The organism is Palleronia pelagia (assembly GCF_900110115.1).
GTDB lineage: Bacteria > Pseudomonadota > Alphaproteobacteria > Rhodobacterales > Rhodobacteraceae > Palleronia > Palleronia pelagia.
In genome coordinates, this window is sequence record NZ_FOCM01000003.1 from 77,495 (window position 1) to 99,398 (window position 21,904).

Annotated in this window: 20 protein-coding genes; 9 read left to right on the top strand and 11 right to left on the bottom strand. The window is 66.7% G+C overall.

All coding sequences use genetic code 11. The features are described 5' to 3' along the window. Positions 1 to 96: 96 nt before the first annotated feature. Entirely contained in the window at positions 97 to 921 is an 825-nt protein-coding gene (locus BMX96_RS07340; RefSeq protein WP_091844921.1) for a response regulator, read from the top strand. Between the two features lie 87 nt (positions 922 to 1,008). Here BMX96_RS07340 and BMX96_RS07345 read toward each other — a convergent pair whose 3' ends face one another. From BMX96_RS07345 to BMX96_RS07360, 4 genes are all read right to left on the bottom strand, one after another. Further along, complete coding sequence (locus BMX96_RS07345) at positions 1,009 to 1,173, bottom strand: DUF1328 domain-containing protein (RefSeq protein WP_091844922.1); 165 nt, start codon at positions 1,171 to 1,173, stop codon at positions 1,009 to 1,011. Positions 1,174 to 1,300: 127 nt separating this feature from the next. Next, entirely contained in the window at positions 1,301 to 6,073 is a 4,773-nt protein-coding gene (locus BMX96_RS07350; RefSeq protein ID WP_091844923.1) for a translocation/assembly module TamB domain-containing protein, read from the bottom strand. A gap of 3 nt (positions 6,074 to 6,076) precedes the next feature. After that, positions 6,077 to 7,825 (bottom strand): autotransporter assembly complex protein TamA, encoded by a 1,749-nt coding sequence (locus BMX96_RS07355; RefSeq protein ID WP_236736994.1) that lies wholly within the window; start codon positions 7,823 to 7,825, stop codon positions 6,077 to 6,079. 136 nt (positions 7,826 to 7,961) lie between these two features. Then, positions 7,962 to 8,816, bottom strand: a complete 855-nt coding sequence (locus BMX96_RS07360; protein WP_091844924.1) for a formate/nitrite transporter family protein — start codon at positions 8,814 to 8,816, stop codon at positions 7,962 to 7,964. Between the two features lie 79 nt (positions 8,817 to 8,895). Between BMX96_RS07360 and BMX96_RS07365 the strand changes: the two genes are divergently transcribed. From BMX96_RS07365 to BMX96_RS07395, 7 genes are all read left to right on the top strand, one after another. After that, positions 8,896 to 9,159: a DUF7218 family protein gene (locus BMX96_RS07365; RefSeq protein WP_091844925.1), complete on the top strand. Its 264-nt coding sequence runs from the start codon at positions 8,896 to 8,898 to the stop codon at positions 9,157 to 9,159. A 55-nt stretch (positions 9,160 to 9,214) separates the two neighbouring features. Next, a complete protein-coding gene (locus BMX96_RS07370) occupies positions 9,215 to 9,826 on the top strand; it encodes a ribonuclease D (RefSeq protein ID WP_091844926.1) in 612 nt (203 codons plus the stop codon). A 75-nt stretch (positions 9,827 to 9,901) separates the two neighbouring features. Continuing rightward, a complete protein-coding gene (locus BMX96_RS07375; protein ID WP_073126719.1) occupies positions 9,902 to 10,513 on the top strand; it encodes a hypothetical protein in 612 nt (203 codons plus the stop codon). 4 nt (positions 10,514 to 10,517) lie between these two features. Then, entirely contained in the window at positions 10,518 to 11,012 is a 495-nt protein-coding gene (locus tag BMX96_RS07380) for an LptA/OstA family protein (RefSeq protein ID WP_091844927.1), read from the top strand. Position 11,013: 1 nt separating this feature from the next. Next, positions 11,014 to 11,772, top strand: coding sequence for an LPS export ABC transporter ATP-binding protein (gene lptB, locus BMX96_RS07385; protein ID WP_091844928.1), 759 nt, complete (start codon positions 11,014 to 11,016; stop codon positions 11,770 to 11,772). 232 nt (positions 11,773 to 12,004) lie between these two features. Beyond that, entirely contained in the window at positions 12,005 to 12,583 is a 579-nt protein-coding gene (gene hpf, locus BMX96_RS07390; RefSeq protein ID WP_073126726.1) for a ribosome hibernation-promoting factor, HPF/YfiA family, read from the top strand. Positions 12,584 to 12,615: 32 nt separating this feature from the next. Then, on the top strand, positions 12,616 to 13,080 hold the full coding sequence (locus BMX96_RS07395; RefSeq protein ID WP_091844929.1) for a PTS sugar transporter subunit IIA: 465 nt from the start codon (positions 12,616 to 12,618) through the stop codon (positions 13,078 to 13,080). Between the two features lie 24 nt (positions 13,081 to 13,104). Here BMX96_RS07395 and BMX96_RS07400 read toward each other — a convergent pair whose 3' ends face one another. The 6 genes from BMX96_RS07400 to cysQ all read right to left on the bottom strand — a co-directional run bounded on the left by BMX96_RS07400 (position 13,105) and on the right by cysQ (position 20,270). Beyond that, on the bottom strand, positions 13,105 to 14,529 hold the full coding sequence (locus tag BMX96_RS07400) for a nodulation protein NodH (protein ID WP_091844930.1): 1,425 nt from the start codon (positions 14,527 to 14,529) through the stop codon (positions 13,105 to 13,107). 3 nt (positions 14,530 to 14,532) lie between these two features. Beyond that, a complete protein-coding gene (locus tag BMX96_RS07405; protein WP_091844931.1) occupies positions 14,533 to 16,230 on the bottom strand; it encodes a DUF5927 domain-containing protein in 1,698 nt (565 codons plus the stop codon). Further along, entirely contained in the window at positions 16,227 to 17,237 is a 1,011-nt protein-coding gene (locus BMX96_RS07410) for a glycosyltransferase family 2 protein (RefSeq protein ID WP_073126733.1), read from the bottom strand. Before BMX96_RS07410 ends, BMX96_RS07405 begins: the two co-directional genes overlap by 4 nt. Before the next feature lie 128 nt (positions 17,238 to 17,365). After that, positions 17,366 to 18,433 carry a glycosyltransferase family 2 protein gene (locus tag BMX96_RS07415; protein WP_407944656.1) on the bottom strand — a complete coding sequence of 356 codons (1,068 nt, stop codon included), beginning with the start codon at positions 18,431 to 18,433 and terminating at the stop codon, positions 17,366 to 17,368. Positions 18,434 to 18,520: 87 nt separating this feature from the next. Beyond that, positions 18,521 to 19,402 carry a UTP--glucose-1-phosphate uridylyltransferase GalU gene (gene galU, locus BMX96_RS07420; RefSeq protein ID WP_091844932.1) on the bottom strand — a complete coding sequence of 294 codons (882 nt, stop codon included), beginning with the start codon at positions 19,400 to 19,402 and terminating at the stop codon, positions 18,521 to 18,523. A 70-nt stretch (positions 19,403 to 19,472) separates the two neighbouring features. Beyond that, positions 19,473 to 20,270, bottom strand: a complete 798-nt coding sequence (gene cysQ / locus BMX96_RS07425; RefSeq protein WP_091844933.1) for a 3'(2'),5'-bisphosphate nucleotidase CysQ — start codon at positions 20,268 to 20,270, stop codon at positions 19,473 to 19,475. Positions 20,271 to 20,409: 139 nt separating this feature from the next. On the opposite strand from cysQ, the gene BMX96_RS07430 reads away from it, so the two are divergent. Further along, positions 20,410 to 21,231 carry an ABC transporter permease gene (locus tag BMX96_RS07430; RefSeq protein WP_091844934.1) on the top strand — a complete coding sequence of 274 codons (822 nt, stop codon included), beginning with the start codon at positions 20,410 to 20,412 and terminating at the stop codon, positions 21,229 to 21,231. Here BMX96_RS07430 and BMX96_RS07435 read toward each other — a convergent pair. Beyond that, the gene (locus BMX96_RS07435) at positions 21,209 to 21,823 is read right to left on the bottom strand and encodes an alpha-ketoglutarate-dependent dioxygenase AlkB family protein (RefSeq protein WP_091844935.1); all 615 of its coding nucleotides are present in this window, start codon (positions 21,821 to 21,823) and stop codon (positions 21,209 to 21,211) included. The genes BMX96_RS07430 and BMX96_RS07435 overlap by 23 nt on opposite strands. Between the last annotated feature and the right edge of the window lie 81 nt (positions 21,824 to 21,904).

Here is a 21,904-nt window from a genome sequence, read left to right on the forward strand (position 1 = left end):
AAGGGTTCGCTGTGCAGGACCTGACGGAATTTCTACTTGGCCCGGAACAAACGCCGCTTCCCGCGTGTTGTTCCAGACAAAATCAGGGACACAGTAATGACTACCAACAACCCCACGCTGGACCTGTCCGATACCATCGCTCAGGACCTGCCTTACTTGCGTCGCTACGCGCGCGCTCTGACAGGGTCGCAAAGGACCGGGGACAATTACGCCGCCGCTACCCTAGAGGCGATTCTGCAAGAGCCTTCTATCTTCCAACGCGATGCCGAGCCAAAGGTTGCACTTTTCAATGCATTCCATCGGATCTGGTCGACCGCGGGCGCGCCCACGGCGGACACAGAGGATCCGCGCACCCGCATGGAAAGCGCCGCGCTGGACCACATGGCCGGGCTGACGTCGAACACGCGCGAGGCGCTTTTGCTGTCCACCATCGAGGGGTTCAGTTTCGAGAACGTGGGCAAAATTATGGGCATCGACGCGTCGGAAGCCTCCGGCCTCGTCGATATCGCAATCGCCGAGATGGAACGCTCGATGGCGGGCAAGGTCATGATCATCGAGGACGAGGCGATCATCGCCATGGATATCCATTCGATCGTTTCCGAAATGGGTCACCAGATCACTGGTATCGCCCGGACCCGGTCCTCGGCCGTGGACCTGGGCGCCAAGGACAAGCCGGACCTGATCCTGGCCGACATCCAGCTGGCCGATAATTCCAGCGGCATCGATGCGGTAAACGATATCCTTGGCCAATTCGGGGATATCCCGGTGATCTTCATCACCGCCTTCCCCGAACGTCTGCTGACCGGCGACAAGCCCGAACCGGCCTTCATGATCGCCAAGCCCTATTCCGAGGAGCAGGTCCGCTCAGCCGTGAGCCAGGCCATGTTCTTCGCCAGCACCGAGTCGCTGAAGGGAACCTGATACCGTCGCGGCCGGCCGCGAGCACTACCGCACAAAAAAAGGGAAGGCCGAGGCCTTCCCTTTTTCTTTCGAGCAGCTTCTGCAGCCTTAGCGGTCGTTCGCCACCTTCATCGCGAACAGGATCAACGACGTCAGCAGGCACACGAAAAAAGCGATCTGCGCCAGGCCCGCTACCGCGCTTGCCAGGCCACCAAAGCCCAGCAATCCCGTGGCAAGTGCAGCCATGAAGAAGATCAGTGCAAGATAAAGCATTCAGGCGCTCCGAAGTGGCGTCTATCAGGTTATGTCATTTGACAAACGACCGCGGCGAGGACCGGTTCCGAGTGAATCCGAAAATCCATGCCGGAACGGTTCATGTGGCTAAAATGTCGCGGCCCGGTCAGTAGTCCCGCTCGAAGAAGATGCCCAGCGAGGTCTCGCCGCTGTTGCTGGCACCGCCGCGCACGGTGATCGAGTTCGTGACGTCGAGATTGAGATTGATCTCGGCCTCGCCAGTCGCGTCGACCGTGACGTCCGTATACAGGTTCTCCGACAGGTAGGCTCCGGCCCGGACACCCACGTTTCCATCCTCGTCAGTCGTAATATCAAGATCGTCCAACCCGGTGCTCTGCCGAAGGTTCCCGATGATTCCGTCGCCGCCCCGGCCCGCCAGGGTCGCGACGGCCGAGGCCAGCTGCGCCGCCTGCAAAGGCGAGATGTTGTCGATCGACCGACCGAACAACAGCCGGGACAGCACCTCGTCCTCGGGCAATTCGGGGTCGGACAGGAAACTGATCTCGGGGCTCAGCGCTTCACCCTCGACCACGATCCGCACGGTCACGTCGCCCGCGTCGGTTTCGGCCACCAGTCGGATCCGGGGCGTGAAATTGCCCGCCAGGGTCACCTGGCCCTCGGTCAGGTTGAGCCGCTGTCCCAGAAGATCCAGACGACCGCGGATCAGGTCGAACTGCCCCGCCGGGATGATATCGGCGGTCGTGCCGCGCACGGTCAGCTGGCCGCCAAGCTCGGCATCCAGGCCGCGGCCCCGCACGAAGATCCGGTTCGGCGCGGAAATCGTCAGGTCGAGCGGATAGGCCACGCCGCCACCGCCCCCCGATCCGGGCTCCTCGATCAGCCCGGCGCGGGCGCGGGTGGCGCGGACATCGGCGGGCTCGTTCCGGTGAACCAGCCCGTCGGGGATCGGTCCCGTCGCACCCAAACCGGTCGACGGAATCCGCAGCTCGGTCTCGCCGATCTGGATGCCGCCGGCGATGCGCGCGCCGCCGGTCAGCGGGCCGTTCACGTTGATTCGGCCGTCGAGCGACGTGGTGTAGAGACGCGGATCTTCGAGCGCGAAGCCCAGGAGTTCGACCAGGAGATCGGCGTTGAACCCGCCGCTGAGGCCGATGGGCCCCGACACGCGCAACTGCCCGCCCTCGGGATTGCTGGCCGTCGCGTTCAGCTGGACCGAGTTGCCGTTCAGCCGCGCCGTCGCATTCAGGTCGGCCAGCGTCAGCGGCACGGAGGGCACGACGAACCGGCCGCCGCCCACCGTGACCTGCCCCGTCACCGACGACAATTGCAGCGGACCGTTCAGCGCCACGTCGAAATTGGCCTGCCCGGTGATCGAGTTCGAGCCGAGGAACGGGTTCGCCAGCCGCAGGGGAGACGATCCGTTCACCCGCAGGTTCGCGCTGTCGAAGCTTTCCGCCACGCGGCCATCCACCTGCGCGGTGATCCCTTGCGGCCCGGTCACGCCGATATCCAGCGTGAAGGACGACCCCGCCTGCCCCGCCCGGCCCTGCGCCGTGACGGGGCCGCTGATCTCGGGAACGAAGGCGCCGAGATTGGCCAGCCGCGCGTTGAAGGTCAGGTTGCTGTTGCCCCCCAGCAGCGTGCCCTGCGCCGAGGCGTCCAGGCCGGGGCTGTCCAGGTTGAAGGTCCGCACCCGGATCGGGGCATCGGCGCCATCGCGGCTGGCGACGGCGGCCAGGGTCGTGCGCCCGGCCAGCAATTGGTCGACCTGCGGGATCCCCACGGCCAGCCGGTTGGCGGTCACGTCGGCCATCACGTCGAAGCGGCTGCCATCGACCGTCCCGCTGCCCTCGGCCGTCAGGTCGACCGCGCCCCGCAGGTCCCGGTTCGCCAGCCGGCGGAAGCGCGACAGGTCGGCGGCGGTCAATTCGACCCGGCCATCGACGCGGGGCGTTTCGGTCAGGTCGGCGACCTCGGCCATGGCCGACAGGTCGACCCCGGCGCCGGTGCCGTCCAGAGACGCCTGCCAGATCTCGCCCACCTCTTCGGCGAACAGGTCGACGCTGCCCGGTCCCGACATCTCGGGCACGATATCGCCCAGGTTCGGGAAATTCACGTTGGCCTGCACGGCGCTGTCACCGGGGCCGTACTGTCCGTTCGCATCCACGCTGATCTGCGGGTTGCTGAGCGTAAGGTTCGGAACGCGGATCGCGTCGCCGTCCTTGCTGGCCTCGGCGGCCAGTTGGGTCAGACCCGCGAACAGGCGGTTGAGCTCGGCCTGGCCCAGCGCGAGGTTGCGTGTCGTCCCCTCGACGGTGCCGCTGGCCTGCGACAGGTCGAACCGCGCCTCGCCCTCGGCCGACAGGTCCACGGTGCCGCCCAGTTCGCGCCGTGCAAGCTCGGAGAAAACCGACAGGTCGTCGACGGCCAGGCTCAGATCGCCGGCGGCAAGGGGTGATGTGTCCTCGGCGTTCAGGTCGGTGACCCGCCCGTCCGCGATCACCCGCGCCCCCGCGCCGGTGGCGTCCAGGTCGACGGTCCAGCCGGTGGCGTCTTCGACCGCGTCCAGGACGACGGAGGCCGGGCCGCTCATGGACGGCACGACTTCGGACAGGTTGGGCATGTCGATCCGCACGTCCACGGTGCTGTTCTGCGGCGCGATGCCCGCCGAGCCTTCCAGCGTGATCTGCGGGTTGCTGACCAGCAGCTCGGGCAGATCGATCTGGCTTTGCAGCTTCGACAGTCGCAGCGCGATCTCGGTCACGCCGCGCAGCAAGCGGTCGGCCTCGGGCTGGTCGATGGTCACGTCCCGCGTCTGGCCGGAAATCTCGGCCTCGACCAGCGAGGTGTCGAGCCGCGCCCGGCCGTCCAGCGCCAGGTCGACCGATCCACCCAGGTCGCGCCCGACGAAGGGGGTGAACTGCGACAGGTCGCGCGCGATGATCTCGGCCGTACCCTCGGCCAGGGGCGAGTCGGCCTCGAGATCCGAGACGGTGACATCCGCGGTGACATCGGCCCGGGCGCCCGAGGCGGTGAGGTCGATCTGCCAGGCCTCGCCCGGGTTCACGGCCTCGAGGGAAACCGTCGCGGGGCCGGCCAGTTCGGGATCGATCCGGCCGAGATTGTCCACCGTCAGATTGATGCGCGCCTCGCCCTGCTCGGACGTGATCCGCGCGTCGCCGGTCAGGTCGATCGCCTCGTTGTCGATGCGCAGCACGGGAACGCGGGTGCCTTCGCTGTCGCGAATGGCCTGCAGCTCGAGCAGTGTTCCGCCGCGCAGAAGCGGGTCAACCTGGTCGATGCCCAGCGCCAGGTCCTGCGCGCTGCCATCCAGCGACAGGTCGAAAGCCTGGTCCTGCAGCGTCGCCTGAAGCGCGACATCCGCCGACAGCCCGCCCGACAGCGGCCGTCCGGCCAGCGCAGCGAAAACGGCCAGGTCATCGGCATCAAGCCGCGCGTCCAGAGCGACCGGGATGTTCTCGCCGTCCGGATCCACCTGGCCCGACCCCTGCAACTGGAACCCCGCACCGGCCAGGCGCAGCGTCTCCAGAAGGATGGGGTCGCCCGCGTCGTAGTCGACCTCGACCCGGCCATTCAGACGGTCGCCCACCGCCTCGGCCAGGCCGGGGTCGTCGAAAGACAGGCCCGCGGCCGAGAAGTCCAGGTCGGCGGTGACCGACAAGCTTTTGCCCGCGCCCGCGATGACGCCGCCGCCGTCCAGGGTGACGTTCGCGATCTCGATCCCGGGCTGGTCCAGGCCGGCGATCTCGATCAGCGCGTTCCAGTCTTCGGACTCGCTGGCATCGAATTGCAGGTCCAGGCCCACGCGGTCGACCTGCGTGCCTTCACCCACGGGAAGGGTCACGGCACCGTCTTCGCTGGCGATCTCGCCCGTCACGTCGAAGAAATCGGGCACGCCGTCGGCGCCGATCCGGACCTGGCCTTGCAGGTCCAGCGACCGCGCCTGCAGGCGGAACTGGTCCAGTGCCACCGCGCCGTCGCTGCCGCGCTGCCCCTCGGCCACCAGCTGGATGTTGGGGCCGAAGAACGGGCGGTATTGCGGGGTGAAGACCGGCGCGATATCGCCCGACAGGTTCGCGACGAAGCGCTGGTCGCCCTCTTCCTCGATCAGCTCGACCGTGCCGTCCAGCCGCGGCTCGCCCGCGGTCTGCAGGGCGATGTCGGCGGTGAAATCCGAAAGCGGGCCGTCGCCCTCGACCCGCAGTTCCAGCGACGGGCGGCCCGGCAGATCGATCAGCGAGGCTACGATGCCGTCCTCGCCCTCGTCGACCAGCAGGTTCACCGACAGGTTGCGGGATTCGTTCTCGTAGCTGCCCGACACTTCGAACACGCCGCGTTCGCCGTCCAGACGTTCGGCGCGGATATCGACCTCGCCCTCGCCGCCGGCCAGCGAGGCCGAACCGTCAAGGCTCAGTTCCGCGGGAACACCGATGACTGTTTCGCCCAGCTCGACCCGGGCCGCGCTGATCTCGCCGATCTGGATCGACACCGGAAGGTCCGGCAACGAGAACGGCTGTGCCTCGGGGTTGGGCACATCGACGGTTTCCTCGCCCTGCGGCAGGCGCGGCACGAGGATTTCCTCGGCCGACAGCTCGTTCACCGACAGGCGCCCGCGCAGCAGCGCCGCGCGGTTCCAGTCTAGCGCGGCGTTGTTCACGGTCAGCCAGGGGCCGTTGTCATCCGATATGACCAGCGATTCGATCGTGGCGCGCGACGACAATGCGCCTTCGAATCCGCGCACGCTGACCTGGAATCCGGGGCCGGACAGCTGATCCTCGATCAGGTTTTCCAGGAAGCCGCCGCCATCATCCTCGTCGGCGTTGTCCTGCGCGGCGACGGGAAGGGCGCAGAGCGTCAGGGCCAGCGCGGCGCGGCGGAGGGTGCGTTTGATCGTCATGCTCTAGAATGCCTGTCCGATGCCCACGTAGACTTCGACCCCGGACGGATCGCCCGGACCGCTCAGCGGAGCGGCGACGTCCAGCCGGATCGGCCCGATGGGCGTGAGATAGCGCAGGCCCAAACCCGCGCCGGAGTGACTGTCATCGCCGCTGGACGGAAAGCCGTCGCGCCCGACGATGCCGTAATCGTAGAAGGCCACCAGCCCGATGCTGTCGGTGATCCCGGCGCGCAGTTCGGCCTGGACGGCGACGAAGGATGCGCCGCCCGACTCGATCCCGTTCAGCATGACGTCCAGCGACTGGTATTCCTGGCCCCGCACGGTGCCGCCCCCGCCCGAGTAGAAGCGGTAATCGTTGGGCACCCGGTCCAGTTCGGCACCAAGGATGCTGCCCCCCTGGACGCGGCCGGCCAGGGTGATGCGATCCTCTTCGCCAAAGCTCAGGTAGCTGCGCGCGTCGAAGGTGGTGCGCACGCCCGAGCCGGTCGAATCGTTCAGCCCGGCGAAGGGCGTGACGTCGAGGTTCAGATACAGCCCGTCCTTGGCGTCCAGCGGCTGTTCGCGCGTGTCGTAGATCGCGGATAGCGGCAGAGTCGCCAGCGCATAGTCGGTGGTGCCGGCGTCGTCCTCGATCTCGCTGAAGCGCAGGCCGAGGCCGTAGGAGATCGTCAGGTCGTCGTTCACCCGCCGCTCGATCCCGATGCCCGAGGACACCAGGTTCGATGAATAGTCGTCCTCGTTCAGTCGCGCGACGCGGCCCTCGATGACCAGGGTGTTTTCCGGGGCGAAGGTGGCCGGACGCTCGAACCGGCCGCCGAAGCTGTAATCGGTGCCGCCCGTGGTCGATCCGCCGATGCCCGCGATCTCGCCGTCGATGCGCAGCCGCTCGGCCCCGCCCAGCAGGTTGCGGTGCAGCCAGAAGCCGGTGAGCGTCAGGCCGTCGATGGACGACAGCTCGGCGCCGAAACCGATGCGCCGCGGCTCGCGCGCGGCCAGCTGCGCGATGATGTCCATGCTGCCATCGGGGTTGATCGTCTCGGCCTCGGTCAGGGCGACCGACGAGAACACGCCGGTGCGGCGCAGGCGGGCCGAGGATTCTTCCAGGTCGGCGGGGCTGAAGACCTGGCCTACCGGAAGCCCGGCGATCTCGCGCAGGCGTTCGGGGCGCACCGCTTCGCTGCCCTGCAGGATCAGGTTGCCGAACGTGACGCGCGGCCCAGGGGCCAGCGCGATCTGAACGTCCAGCGTGTTCGCGTCGTGCTGCGCCAGGACGCGCTGATCGGCGATGTCGGCCTTGGCGTTGCCCTGGTCGCGCCAGCCCGACACGCCGGCCGCCGCCGCGTCGGCGATGATGGGCGACCGGGCCGTCTGGCCGATGGCGAATTCGTCGGGCAGCTCGGTCCCCGGCGCCAGCGGCGCGATCTCGGCGCGCGAGAACAGGTAGCTCGGCCCGGCCTCGACCCGTACCACCACGTCGTTGATCGCGCCGATGCGCGTCAACGGCGAGATGCGGTCGGCCTCGGTCCCGTTGACGAGGATGTTGATGACCCCGCCGTAATGGCCCTGGTTGTAGAGCGACCCGATCAGCCGGCCGTAATCCGCGCGGGCGGCCGACAGGATCTCCTGCGGGTCGGTGACGCCTTCCTCCTTGGCGGCCACCAGCAGCGACGAGTTGCGCAGCTGGTCTTCCAGATCCTCGCCGCCCTGGACGACGAAGGACAGGTTCTCGAAGGCGAATGCGGGCGCTGCCAAAAGGCACAGGGCGCACGAGATCCCTGCGCTGGAACGGTTTACGATCACGACGGCCCCCCGCTTTGTCTACCGCACGATAGGCAATGCGAGGATGAGTTGCCACCGCCCGCGCATCACATTTGCCGTGACGGTCGCACTATTCTTCGACTTCGGCCTTGACCTGCCCCCAGGTGATCAGCGCGAAAACCGCGGTGCCGCCGACCACGTTGCCGAAGAAAACCGGGATAAAGAAGCCGAAGACCGCCTGCCCCAGGCCCATGCCCCCGTGCATCAGCATGTAGGCCATCTCGACCGACCCGGCGATGATGTGTGTGAAGCCGCCTGCGGCAATCAGCCACGTGAAGACGAGGATGATCATGAAGGGATTGTGCGGCTGCGTCGGGATCATCCAGACCACGGCGGCGATCAGGACGCCGGCCGGGATGGCCTTCGCGAACCCTTCCAGCGGCGGCATGGTCGTGGCCTTTTCGCTGATCTCGTGGATGGCGGCCAGGATCTCGGTCGGGAAGGCACCGGAATAGCCCATAAAGGCCGCGGCGATGAAAGCACCCACGACGTTGGCGGCCAGAACGATCAACCAGAGCCGCAGCACCAGCCAGATATACTCGAAGCAGGGATTGGCTATCAGCGGCAGGACGGTGGTGATGGTGTTCTCGGTGAACAGTTGCATCCGCCCCAGGATCACCAGCAGGAAGCCCAGCGTGTAGCCGAGGCTTTCGACCAGCGGGACCCAGGCCGGGCCCTTGGGCAGGTGGGCCAGGAAGATCGCCTCGCCCAGCACCGAGAACGAGATCAGGATACCGGCGGCCAGCCCCGAGAAGATCAGCGACGTCTTCGGGCGCGTGATCTCCTCGGCGCCGTCGCGGCGCACGACCTCGTAGATCAGCGGCGCGGTCAGCCGCTGGGCCTTAGTGACGGACTTTTCTTCCTTGCTGTTGGTATTGGCAGACTGTTCGCTGTCGCGTTTGAAATTCTCTTCGGTCTCGCCCATTCGGGGTTGGTCCTTGTCGATCTGTGGGAACCCGCACTGCGCAGGGCCCGTTCGGCAAGGAAATAGCGCGGAGCCCGAGATGACCAAGGATCATGGACCGTCCGTAAAGGACGACGAAACCTACAAATCCCTGCGCGAAGACGGTGCCTCGAAGGAAAAGGCCGCCCGGATCGCCAATGCCCAGGCCAACGACGACATGGACCCGGGCGAGAAGGGCGGCGAAACGCCCCCCTACGAAGAGTGGACCAAGGACGACCTGTACGACCGGGCGCAGGAGATCGGCGTCGACGGACGGTCGGACATGACCAAGGACGAGCTGATCGAGGCGCTGCGCAAACACTAGCAGCCGCCCCGCGCGCGGGTTAAGTCCGGCACGACACCGCGTCCGAGGAGAGATCATGGCCAATACGCTTTATCAGAACGACCTGCCCGACGGTCTGGACCTGGGGCCGGTCGTCGCCATCGACTGCGAGACGATGGGCCTGAACCCGCATCGCGACCGTCTGTGCGTGGTCCAGCTGTCGGGCGGCGACGGCAACGCGCATCTCGTGCAGGTGGCGCCCGGGCAGGACAGCGCACCCAACCTGGAACGGCTGCTGCGCGACCCGGACGTCCTGAAGCTCTTCCACTTCGGCCGCTTCGACATCGCCGCGATGTACCACGCCTTCGGTGCGCTGGCGGCCCCGGTCTACTGCACCAAGATCGCCAGCAAGCTGACGCGCACCTACACCGACCGCCACGGTCTGAAGCAACTGCTGCAGGAACTGGCGGACGTGGACATTTCGAAGATGCAACAGCAAAGCGACTGGGGCGCCGAAACCCTGAGCGATGCGCAGGTCGCCTATGCCGCGTCGGACGTTCTCTACCTGCACACGCTGCGCAACCGGCTGGACGAGCGCCTGGCGCGCGAGGGCCGGACCGAGCTGGCGCAGGCCTGCTTCTCGTTCCTGCCCAGCCGCGCGCTGCTGGATCTCGAAGGCTGGCCCGAGATCGACGTCTTCTCGCACTGACCGGGCCGAATTGGCAGGTGTTGCCGGGGCGGATCACACCCTATCTATCGGGCATGACCCCGGACACGCACTTCCATGGCCGTCTTTGACAACCGCCATACCCGCCGCGTCGCCTTCCTGAAGGTGGCGCTGCCGCTGGTCGCGCTGGCGATCCTGTCGACCCTGTTTCTCGTGGCCGACCGGCGGGGCACCGGTAACGAGGTGCCGTTCTCCAGCGTCGAGATGGACCGCCTGATCGTCGACCAGCAGATCTCGGGACCGAACTATGCCGCCGTGACCGACGATGGCGGTGCGGTGACCGTGACCGCCCGGTCGGTCTCGCCCGGCGCCGAGGGCACCCAGCGCGGCACGGCCGAAAACCTGCTCGCCACGCTCGAAGACCCGTCGGGCAGCCGCATCGATCTGTCGGCCCCGGGCGGCAATTTCGACCCTGTGACCGGGGACGCCACGCTGAACCAGGGCGTCGCGCTGCGCAGCTCGGACGGCTACCGGCTCGAAGCGGAGGGCTTCGATCTCGACGCCGCGCGGATGCGCGTCACCAGCGAGGGCACTGTCGAGGGCACCGGACCGCCGGGCGACCTGACCGCCGGCAAGCTGACGGTCCGCCGCGAGGACGGGGCCTATGTTCTGAATTTCACCGACGGGGTGAAGCTGGTATACGACCCCAAAGCCGCGAGGGGAGAGTAGCATCGTGAGACGATTTCTGGCCGGTCTGGCCCTTGTCCTTGTCCATGCCGCGCCCGCCGTGGCGCAGGAAACCGCCATCAAGTTCGGCGGGCTGGCGCAGGACACGTCCCTGCCGGTCGAGGTCGCGTCCGATGCGCTGGACGTGAACCAGGGCGACGGCACCGCGGTGTTCACGGGCAACGTGCTGGTCACCCAGGGCGAGATGAAACTGTCGTCGCAGCGGCTGCGCGTGATCTACGGCGATGGATCCGACGGCGCGGGCCGCATATCCGAGCTTCGGGCATCGGGCGGTGTCACGCTGGTCAACGGGGCCGAGGCGGCCGAGTCGCGCGAAGCGGTCTACAACATCGACGCGGGCGAGGTCGTGATGACGGGCGACGTGATCCTGACGCAGGGCCAGAACGCGCTGTCGTCGAATCGGCTCGTGATCGACCTGAACAACGGCACCGGCACCATGGACGGTCGCGTGCGCACCGTGTTCCAGCCCGGCGCCGACTGACATGGACGGCACCCAGGGCGATTCTTCCGCCGGCAGCGGGGGGCTGGTCGTCAGCAACCTGCAGAAAAGCTACAAGCGGCGGCCGGTGATCCGCAACGTCAGCCTGCGGCTTGGCCGGGGCGAGGTCGTCGCGCTGCTGGGTCCGAACGGATCGGGCAAGACCACCTGCTTCTACGCCATCGCCGGGCTGATCGTGCCCGAAGGCGGCCAAGTCATGGTCGACGGGCGCGAGGTCACGTCGCTGCCCATGTATCGACGGGCCCGCATGGGCATCGGGTATCTGCCGCAGGAAATGTCCATTTTCCGGGGCCTCTCGGTCGAGGACAACATCCTCGCCATCCTCGAGCTGACCTTGAAGGACCGCGCCGCACGGCAGGATCGCCTGAACAAGCTGCTGGCCGAGTTCTCGATCGAGCATTTGCGCCGCACGCCCGCGCTTGCCCTGTCGGGGGGCGAGCGGCGCCGCGCCGAAATCGCCCGCTGCCTCGCCGCCGGACCCAAGTACCTGCTGCTGGACGAGCCCTTTGCCGGCGTCGACCCGATTGCCGTGGGCGACATCCGCGCCCTGGTCGCGGGCCTGACGCAGCGCGGGATCGGTGTGCTGATCACCGACCACAACGTGCGCGAGACCCTGTCGATCGTGGATCGCGCCTATATTCTGCACGACGGCACCGTGCTGATGGACGGCCCGCCCGAGGCCGTCGTGGCCGACGAAAACGTGCGCCGGGTCTACCTCGGCGACAGCTTTTCCCTGGGCTGATCGACCCCCCGTGTTTGCAGCTGCAGCGAGGGCAAAGCTTGACAGCGGGACCGCAAATGGCGCCAAATACGTGGGATGAAGAGACCGACCAACATTGGCAATCTTCGCAGACTTTCCTGCCATACCAGAGACTTGACAGGCATTCGCCCCATGGCGAGCGCCGGTTGAGTGCGCGGTTTCCGTCCCGGCGCGATGCCCGGGTCGACCCATGACCATTAGCGAAGGATCCACCATGCGTTACCAGATCAGCGGCAAACAGATCGACATCGGTGAAGCCCTGCAGGCCCATTGCAAGGCCGAGATCGAGGGCGTGATCGCCAAGTATCCCGGTCGTCCGACCGACTGCCTGGTGGTGTTCTCGAAGGACGCGCATGAATACGCCTGCGAGACCGTGGTGCACCTGTCGTCGGGGCTGAGCGTGCAGGCGAAAGCCAAGGAGACCGAGATCTACGCCGCCTTCGACGCCGCGAACGAGAAGATGGAAAAGCAGTTGCGCCGCTACAAGCGGCGGTTGAAGGACCACCATCGCGAACGTCCGAACCCCGTTGAACTCTCGGGAGGCTCCGCGTATATCCTCGCCGCGAATAGCGATAACGACGCGGACGAGCCGGAAACGCTTCAGCCCATCATCGTCGCTGAAATGGAAACCCGCATCCCGTCCCTGTCGGTCGGAGAAGCGGTTATGCAGATGGAGCTGGCTGGCGTCCCGGTCCTGGTGTTCCGGAACGAGAAGCAGGCCAACGGAGTGAACGTGGTCTACCGCCGCGATGACGGCAATATCGGGTGGATCGATCCCAACACAACGTCCTGACCGCGGCGTCAGGCCCAGCGATACAGGCTGACATGACACTTGCAGATTTGCTGACGCTCGAGTCCGTGCGGGTCGTTCCTGCACTCAGCAGCAAGAAACGGCTGTTCAACACGCTTGGCGATCTGGCCGACGAGGTGTTGGGGCTGGATTCCGACCGTGTGAGCGAAGCCCTGCTGGACCGCGAGGGGCTGGGCCCCACAGGCGTGGGCCACGGTGTGGCGCTGCCCCACGCGCGGCTCGACGACCTGGACAAGGTGCGTGGCCTGTTCCTGAAGCTCGAGCGCCCGCTCGATTTCGGCGCCGTCGACCGTCAGCCCGTGGACTTGGTCTTCTGCCTGATCGCCCCCAGCGATGCCGGGGTCGAGCACCTGAAAGCCCTGGCCTCGGTGTCGCGCACGCTGCGCGACCCCGACCTCTGCGCCAAGCTGCGCGCGAACGACCATGCCCAGACCCTGCACGCGGTGCTGACCGACCGCAGCGTGACCCGCGCGGCCTGATCGTCGCCGGTCTGTCGCCGCGTCTCAGGCGCGGTCGCCGAACCCGAATATCATGAAATCCCGCTGGTAGGTGTCGCGCACCGCCCGGTCGACCTCGTCGCACCAGATGGCATCGAGGCTGTGGGGCACCTCGGGCGCGTCGGGGACATAGGCCTTCGCCTTCGCACCCAACTGGGTCGCAAGGCGCGGCAGTTCCTCGGGCAACTCGTCCTCGCGGAACACGCGGTCGGGCAGGACGAACTGGTTCATGCCCTGAAGCGTCGTCGCCTGCGTGGCCCAGGCCGGATCCACCCGCAGGCTGGTCTGCCCGCCCAGGTTGCCGCGCAGGAAATGCAGGAACGACAGGAACGCCGCCCGGTGCGCGTCGGCGTCATAGCCCCGGCCCGGCGCGCCCTCGGGGATCGGCAGCGTATAGCGCGCGCGCAGGATCGCGCGAAGGTCGTCGAAACAGTCGGGTCCGGGCACCAGTATGTGGCGGCAGAAGACGGCGTGGGCCCTGTCGGCGGGGTGCCGCAGGACGGTGAAGCTGCGATGCCCGGGATGGGTGCGCTTCCAACGCCGCAGGCCCTTCTGGTTCAACCCGGTCTCCAGCGTCTCGGGCGCAACATCGTCCAGCTCCGCCAGCCAGCGCGTCACGCTGTCCTCGGGGCCGCCCTTCACGGGCATATAGACCAGCGGCGCGGTGGCGCCGAAGACGTAGGATGGTACGGCGGGCCCCCGCCGCGGCTCGAAATTCGGCGTGCGGCCCAGGCCGAAATGGTCGATCCCGCCCAGTTCGGCGACCATCTCGTCGTAGTTCGTGACCTTGTCCCGCAGGGGCGCGGGGTTTTGCACCTTGGTCCGCTCCGACAGCGCATCCAGCCGCCCGTCCAGACCCAGCCACGCGGCGAGGCCGTTGATGACGTCCAGCGCACCCACGTCTTCGTAATCCAGGTAGAATGCCGTCTGCCCGCTGGATTGCAGGCGGTGCAGCAGCATCCGCTGAAACGCCTGCAACTGCGCCAGGTGCGACGCGAATCCGGCGCTGTCGAACGCCACGCTGGCGCGGCGCGCGTCCTTGGCATCGCCCAGTCGCCACTGGTTCGTCTGGCGGGCGATCTGAAGGCTCACGTAGCTTTCCAGCGGGTTGCGCGTCAGAACCACCTTGGCGCAACGCGGATCGGCCAGGCAGGTCTCGAGCACGCGGGGGTCGTGGTCGTGAAAGAACCGGAATCCCGGCAAGCCGTCGGTCTGCTCGGCCAAGGCCGAGAGCAGCTTGCCCGGATCCCGCTCGCGGTCGTCCAGCGAGACGCCGGCCAGTTCCGACCGGCCCGCATGGCCCACGAAATGCGGGTTGAACGCCTCGCCCCAACACGTGAGACCCGGCAGAAGATTGAGGTTCTCTTCCAGGAAATTCGAGCCGGTCCGCATCTCGGCCAGAACGATGAAACTGTCGAAGGGACGGGCCATGGATTACCGGACGATATAAGGTTTGCGGATCTCGGGCTGCTCCAGTTCCGGGCCATCCCCGGACGAGAAATCGCCCATCATGTAAGGGTTCATCCCCTCGTTCTTGAGGTTCTGCAGGAACTGGCCGAACCCGGTCAGGTCGACCATCCGCGGCGCCTCGGTCAGCTTGCGCGACTGCCAGACGCCGGTCTCCTCGGCGATGCTCTGCAACGGCTCGAGCGGGGATTCCACGAAGTCGGCCATGGACCAGACCCGTACGCGCGCCTTTACGTGCGGGTCGCGTAACAGGTCCACATGCGCGGCTTCGATCTTCTGGAGGCGCGCCGCCTCGCGCCGGACTTCGCTGAAGGGCGCGTCGGACTTGAACAGCGGCACGGCCCAGCACCCGGTGATGATCAGAATCTCGGCGTTGCTGTCATAGGCGATGAACTCGGCGATGCGCTGGTTGTCGCGGGGGCCGAACAAGAACGCCTGCCGGTCGCCCCGTGTGTTCCAGATAAGGTTCGTGAGAAATGCGCGCGGGTTGTAGTCGCGCAGCGACGCGCTATCGGACAGGGCGCCGGCATAGCTGCGCTGATCGTCGGTGAACTCGGCCCGCTCGGGGGCGAACAGGTGTCCGTGGGCGCGGACGCCGGTGGCGCGCTGGAGCCATCCGGGAAAATCGTGGAAAAGGTCGCCGAAGCCTTCGAAGACCGTGTAGCGCGCGCAGGTCCGACCGGACTCGTAATCCTTTGGCGGGAACCGGCTGGCCATGTAGAGCCCGGCCCGACCGCGAACCCGCCGCTCGGTCGCCTTGGTGAAGATGCGGTCGATCTTGCCCGGGTTCGGCTCGGACAGGGTGGCCGAGGCCGGACGGTCGGTCAGGAACGTGTCGTAGAGCCGGTTCGCCTGCGGCCAGATCTTGCGCGCCACGAAACAGTCAGACCGCCGTAGAAGCTGCAAGTGATCGTCGTAGAAGATGTGCGGCTTGCCTTGGAAGTCGAACTTGGACAGCGTCAGCGACCGGCTTTCGACCCGACCGGGATGCAGTCGCACGAGGGTCTGAAAATAGGATTCGTCCGGGATCCAGACCCGGCGGAAATAGCGTTCGAACTCGCCGCGCCGCGGATCCTCGAGGATCGCCTTGAGCGCACGGCGGCTGAGGCACCACCACTGCGATCCCATATGCGGCCGGATGCCATAGGGGATCCGTCGCTGCACGCCCATGCGCCGTTGCAGCCGCACGTAGGCATCGAACAGCCGCCGCTGCCGTTTCCACGAAAACGGGAAGCGCAGGGTGAAGCGTTCGGAATCCAGGCCACCCTTGGTCCACGAGACATCGGCGGTGGTGACGCTTTCGATGAAGCTCGTGTCAGGGCGGTCGGCCAGGTACGTCTTCAGGTCCGCCACGCTGCGCAGCGGCAGGCAGGTGCCCGACACCATGAAGACGTGTTTGGCCTCCGGGAACCGGTCCAGCATGACATCGGCCGCGCGCAGCGTCGCCGAAACGAGCGACCAGGTCCCCCATTCGCAGGCGACGCGGCTGGAAAAGACGATGTTGTCGTGCCGGGCGAGCGCCGTGCGGAACCGCTCGAACCGGGCGGCCGACACGCGCTTGTCCACGTGGATCACCAGGGGGCAGCCGCGATCGGCCCAGTGGCTGGCCACCTGCGCGGCGCGGTCCAGCGCCTCGTGGCACAACATGATGAAACCGACGGTCACGCCCAATTGCCCTTCGACATCAGGCCCAGGATCTCGAGCTGGCGCCAGTTGATGTATTTCTCGGACCATTTGCACCACAGGTCCGGATCGTCGCGCAAGGCGTCGGCATAGGCGCGATACTCGGCCGCGCCGCGATAGTGCTCGGCGCGTGCCACCTCGGCCTGCGACTTCTCGAGGAACGCGTCGAGGAACTTGACGTGCAGCAGGCACCCGCAGGCCTTTTCGCCCCCGCGGTCGTCGAAGACCAGGTTCAGCCCCCGGGGCAACAGCATGTGGGTCGAGCTGACGAAGACGTTGCCGCGCCCCCATTTCACCAGCGGCACCTTGTTCAGGGCCGGCGCGCGGTAGGGCGTTTCGGCGAAGAACTTGCGGGCCCGCGGCCCCCCTTGGATCCACAGCGACGCATAGTCCCAGTTGCGGCTGATCATGTAGTTGCCCGCGTCGAACCACGAGCAGATCTCCAGCGGGTCCTGCCCCGGCTGGTAGACCACGTCGGTCATCGCGCCCTTCGGATACATGTCCAGCATCATCGCGCCGAAGGACCGGATCTCGGCCGCGTCCAGCCAGTCGGTCAGGGCGCGGATCGGTCGCGTGTCGCAGAACGGGTAGATGAAGAACTCGTCCACGTCGACGGTCAGGATCCACTTGCCCAGCCCGTACCGGCGGGCCAGCCAGTTCACCCAGTCGACGCCGAACCGCGCGCGCCGGTAGCTGGCACCGGTCGACCACAGCGACACGTCGGGCTGTTCGGCAAGGTATTCGCACGACCCGTCGGTCGAGCCGTTGTCGACCATCAGGAAATGGCGAATGCCCAGGTCGCGGTAGTATTTCAGGAAGAACGGCAGGCGCTTGATCTCGTCGCGCAGCACGGTGACGACCAGGATATCGCGCGTCTTGATCGCCTGGGTCCGGTCGCGCACGCATTCAAGCTCGCGCCGCTTGCGGATGGCACGCAGGTACAGCCGCCTCCGGCGTGCGCCCCGCTTGTACGCGTCGAGAATGCTCACCTAACGGTCCTGCCCAACATCCATGTCCCGGGCGGCGGACGTATTCTCGCCCCGATCCGCGCCGACCCTGCTCGGGAACGCCTTTAACACATTCTGCCTTAAAGAAACATTCCAGAAGGACGCGGCGCTCATATCCAGCCACCCCGTGACATGAGGCCCAGCGCCTCGAGATGGCGCCAGCCGCGGTACCGGGTCGAATGCGGGGTCCAGAGCGTCGGGTTCTCGGTCAGGGCCTGGTAATACCGGTCGTAGAGCGCGGAGTTCGCGAAATGCTCGCCGCGCTGACGCTCCTCCGCCGACTTTTCCACGATCTGGTCCAGGAACTTGGTGTGCAGAAGAACGCCCGACAGCTCGGCCCCGCCCTCCCCGGAATAGACGCGGTTCAACCGCTGGGGCAGCGCCGCGTGGGTCGAGTTGAGGTAGGCATAGCGCCAGTGCCAGCGGATCAGGGGCACCTTGCCCATGGTCGGCGCGCGGCGCGGATCGTCGGCGAAGAAGGCCCGCGCCCGGGGGCCACCCTGGATCCACAGCGCGTCCTGCTTCGGCTGGCGTCGGATCATGTAATTGCCAGCGTCGAACCAGCCCAGCGCCTCGGTCGGGTCGGTGCCCGGCGGGCAGGCCGCATCCGCCAACCGGCCCTGCGGATACATGTCCAGCATCAGCGCGCCCATGCTGGCGCGGCCGCGCCGGTCCAGCTCGGCGCACAGCGCCGGCAGCGGGCGGGTCTGCCAGTAGGGATAGACCAGCAGCTCGTCCGCATCGAGCGTCAGGCACCAGTGGCCCGAGCCGTGGCGCATCTGGAGCCAGGTGATCCAGTCCAGCCCGAACCGGCTGAGGCGATAGCTGTGATCGGTGGACCAGACCGACACGTCGGCCGCGTCGCGCAGCAGGTCCAGCGATCCATCGGTGCTGCCATTGTCGACGGCCAGCACGTGCGCGACACCCAGCCTGCGGCAATGCTCCAAAAAGAAGGGAAGGCGCGCCGCTTCGTTCCGCAGGCAGATGAAGCCCAGGATGTCGCCCGGCGCGATGGCGTCGGTGCAATCCACGACAGGGCGCAATTGCCGGCGTTTGGCGATGGCCCGCGCCAGGAGCCGGCGCCGGGCAAATCGCCAGCGATAGGCCTGCCAGAGATCCGGTGTACCGCGATGCGTTGCGGGAAGGGGCGGACCGCTTGGATCTCGGGGGCCGATCAAGCGGCGAGGCCTCGCCGCCGAAGGATAACGCCGTGCAAAGGAAGGGAGACGGCGCCGTCACGCAGAAATGGGACGGCGCCCCGCACGCTACTTCCCGAAATCGAGTCCGCGCAGATAGTCGCGGAAATCGGGGCCCAGGTCGTCCCGCGCCATGCCGAAGGCCACTGTCGCCTGAAGGAAGCCGCCCTTGTTGCCGCAATCATACCGCTCGCCGTCGAAGATCAGGCCGGAAACGCCCGGATCCTTGCCGATCTGCGCGGCGATGGCGTCCGTCAGCTGGATCTCGCCGCCGGCACCGGCATCGGTCTCGTGCAGCTCGTCCAGCACCTCGGGGGTCAGGATATATCGGCCGATCACTGCCATGTTGGACGGCTGTTCGCCCATGGGCGGCTTTTCGACCATGCCCTTCACGTTGACCACGTTGCCGTCGCGGTTGTCGATGTCGAGGATACCGTAGGCGCTGGCCGCCTCGGGCTCGACCTCCATCGCGGCCATCATGCAGCCGCCGATCTCGTTATGGGCCTCGATCATCTGGGCCAGGACCGGCTCGTCGGCCATGATGACGTCATCGGGCAGCAGCACCGCGAAGGGCTCGTCCCCGATCAGGCGCCGCGCGCACCACACGGCATGGCCCAGGCCCATGGCCTGCTGCTGGCGCACGTAGGAAATGGCGCCCGACGGCATGTTGGTGCTTTCCAGCACCTCCATGAGCTTGTTCTTGTTCTTCTCTTCCAACGCGTGCTCGAGCTCGGGTGCGCGGTCGAAGTAATCCTCGAGCGCGGATTTCCCGCGCGAGGTGACGAAGATGAAATCGGTGATGCCGGCCGCCCGCGCCTCGTCGATGGCGTATTGGATCAGGGGCCGGTCGACCAGCGTCATGATCTCTTTCGGAATCGACTTGGTAGCGGGCAGAAACCGCGTCCCCAGTCCCGCGACGGGGAAGACGGCTTTGGTGACGGGCTTGACCATTTCATTGTCCTTGTTCGGTTCACGTGCTGCGGCATTCGGCCGCGATACTCGTTGCGGTACGTAACCTGTCTCAGCCGGTCTTCAAATCGACGCCCGGCGCATAGGCAATGAAAAACGGGTTCGCGAACTCGGATTTGCCGTAGCCCAGATCGGTATGATCGTCGAACCGCACCACGCGGCCGCCGGCCCCGATCAGCACGGCATGTCCGGCGGCGGTGTCCCATTCCATCGTGCGTCCGAGACGGGGATAGAAGTCAGCCTCGCCCGTGGCGACCAGGCAGAACTTGAGGGACGATCCGGCACTTTTGGTGTCGGCAGTCGCGTACTTGCCGATGTAGTCGTCGGTCGCCTGGTCCCGATGGGATTTCGACGCGACGACGCGCAGCGCGGAGTTGTCGGGTTGCGAGACCGAGATCGGTGCCAGGTCTCCGACGGTATCGGGGTCGAGCGCGCCGTCCTCCTCGACCGCCTGGCCGTCCGGCAGGGTCAGGAACATCCGCTTCTTCGCCGGGGCGTAGACCACCCCCCGCACCGGCGTACCGTCTTCGACATAGGCAATGTTCACCGTGAAATCGCCGCGGCGCTTCACGAATTCCTTGGTCCCGTCCAGCGGATCAACGATCAGGAACGTGGAAACACTCTGACCGTGCGAAGCCGATTGTTCCTCGGTCACGAGCGGCACGTCGGGAAAGGCCACACGCAATCCGGCCGAGATCAGGTCGTCGGCGGCCCGGTCGGCGGTGGTCACGGGGCTGTCGTCATCCTTGCGGTCGACATCGAAATCGTCGCGGTCGTAGATCTCCATGATCACGTCGCCCGCCTGCAGGGCCAGCCGCCGCATGACGGTGAAAAGCGTGTCGTAATTCAATTCCCAGCCCTCTGTCGCGTTATTGATCGCGCTCGCGACCGACCTTATGGTTCAGCGTCAAGAAAACAACAACATTCCACGGTATAGCCACGGGCAAGCGCGCCACCGCGGCGCGATGGTACAGGCGGAACGGCACCCGATGTTCAAACAAGACGCCAAGGAGACCCGGCTCAAGTCGGCCACGACCGTGGCCGACCTGATCTATCACATGACCGTCCAGTCGGTGCGCAAGACCCACGCCAATGCACTGATGGCGATCGGGCTGAACATCCTGCAGACGGTCATCTTCGTGATGGCGTTCTACCTGCTGTTCGTGGTGCTGGGGATGCGCAGCGCGGCCATCCGCGGCGATTTCCTGCTGTATATCATGACGGGCATCTTCCTTTACATGGTCAACACGCGCACCGTGACGGCCGTGGTGGGGTCCGAAGGGCCGTCCTCGCCGATGATGAAGCACCGGCCGATGACCACGGCTGTCGCCATCGGCGCGGCCGCGCTGGGGTCGCTTTATACCCAGGTGCTGTCGATGATGGTTGTTCTCTACGTCTACCACGTGGGCTGGGGGCCCATCAGCATCCACTACTGGCCCGGCGCGTTCGGCATGGTGATCCTGGCCTGGTTCTTCGGCGTCGCGGTGGGGATCATCCTGCTGGCGATCAAGCCCTGGTTCCCGCAGTTCGCCGCCACCACTGCCACGATCTATACCCGGGTGAACATGATCGCCTCGGGCAAGATGTTCGTCGCCAACTCGCTGCCCGGCTACATGCTGGTCTGGTTCGACTGGAATCCGCTGTTCCACACCATCGACCAGGCGCGGGGATTCACCTTCGTGAACTACTTCCCCCATTTCTCGGACTGGCACTACGCGCTCTGGACCACGTGCGTGCTGCTGCTTCTGGGCATGATGGGCGAATTCTACACCCGCCGGCACGCCTCGCTCAGCTGGGAGGCGCGGCGCTGACACCCGCCACGCGCAGGGTGACGTTGATCCGGCCCCCCTGCGGCAACAGGCTGCTCGATCCGAACCGTGTCCGGTCGATCCCGTGATAGGCCAGCCGCGCGTCGCCGCCGATCACCGCCACGTCCCCCGAGGACAGCCAGACCGATTTCGTCCGCCCCCCGCGTTCGGTCCCGCCCACGCGGAACAGCGCGTCGTCACCGAGCGAAAGCGACAGCACCGGGAAGTCGAACGACGCCTCGTCCCGGTCCTGGTGCAGCCCCATGCGCGCGCCTTCGCCGTAGAAGTTGATGAGGCAGGTGTCGGGGGGCGTCGCGCAGTCCGCCAGCCGGTCCCACAGCGCCAGCAGGCGGTCGGGGATCGGCGGCCATGCCACGCCGGACGGGTGCGCGGGCTCGTAGCGATAGCCGCGACGGTCGCTGACCCAGCCCACCGCCCCGGCCGAGGTCATCCGCACGCTCATCTTCCGGCCGCGTGACGTTTCGGGATGGAACAGCGGCGCGGCGGAAACCACATCGCGCAGGTCCGCGACCAGCGCCTCTTGCGCGGCGTGGTCCAGCGCGCCGGGATGGATCGTGACCCCGTTCAGATCCATTCCGCGGCGCCCCGTTCACACACCCGAAAAAGCTTCACGTTTCTGTGCATTCGCGTCCCCCACATCGCTTGCAGCCCCCAG

Coding starts and splice junctions, on each gene's coding strand:
- BMX96_RS07395 (WP_091844929.1), top strand. CDS start 12,616: ATGACACTTGCAGATTTGCTGACGCTCGAGTCCGTGCGGGTCGTTCCT.
- BMX96_RS07435 (WP_091844935.1), bottom strand. CDS start 21,823: ATGGATCTGAACGGGGTCACGATCCATCCCGGCGCGCTGGACCACGCC.
- BMX96_RS07345 (WP_091844922.1), bottom strand. CDS start 1,173: ATGCTTTATCTTGCACTGATCTTCTTCATGGCTGCACTTGCCACGGGA.
- BMX96_RS07365 (WP_091844925.1), top strand. CDS start 8,896: ATGACCAAGGATCATGGACCGTCCGTAAAGGACGACGAAACCTACAAA.
- lptB (WP_091844928.1), top strand. CDS start 11,014: ATGGACGGCACCCAGGGCGATTCTTCCGCCGGCAGCGGGGGGCTGGTC.
- BMX96_RS07350 (WP_091844923.1), bottom strand. CDS start 6,073: ATGACGATCAAACGCACCCTCCGCCGCGCCGCGCTGGCCCTGACGCTC.
- BMX96_RS07400 (WP_091844930.1), bottom strand. CDS start 14,529: ATGGCCCGTCCCTTCGACAGTTTCATCGTTCTGGCCGAGATGCGGACC.
- hpf (WP_073126726.1), top strand. CDS start 12,005: ATGCGTTACCAGATCAGCGGCAAACAGATCGACATCGGTGAAGCCCTG.
- galU (WP_091844932.1), bottom strand. CDS start 19,402: ATGGTCAAGCCCGTCACCAAAGCCGTCTTCCCCGTCGCGGGACTGGGG.
- BMX96_RS07370 (WP_091844926.1), top strand. CDS start 9,215: ATGGCCAATACGCTTTATCAGAACGACCTGCCCGACGGTCTGGACCTG.
- BMX96_RS07430 (WP_091844934.1), top strand. CDS start 20,410: ATGTTCAAACAAGACGCCAAGGAGACCCGGCTCAAGTCGGCCACGACC.
- BMX96_RS07360 (WP_091844924.1), bottom strand. CDS start 8,816: ATGGGCGAGACCGAAGAGAATTTCAAACGCGACAGCGAACAGTCTGCC.
- BMX96_RS07375 (WP_073126719.1), top strand. CDS start 9,902: ATGGCCGTCTTTGACAACCGCCATACCCGCCGCGTCGCCTTCCTGAAG.
- BMX96_RS07340 (WP_091844921.1), top strand. CDS start 97: ATGACTACCAACAACCCCACGCTGGACCTGTCCGATACCATCGCTCAG.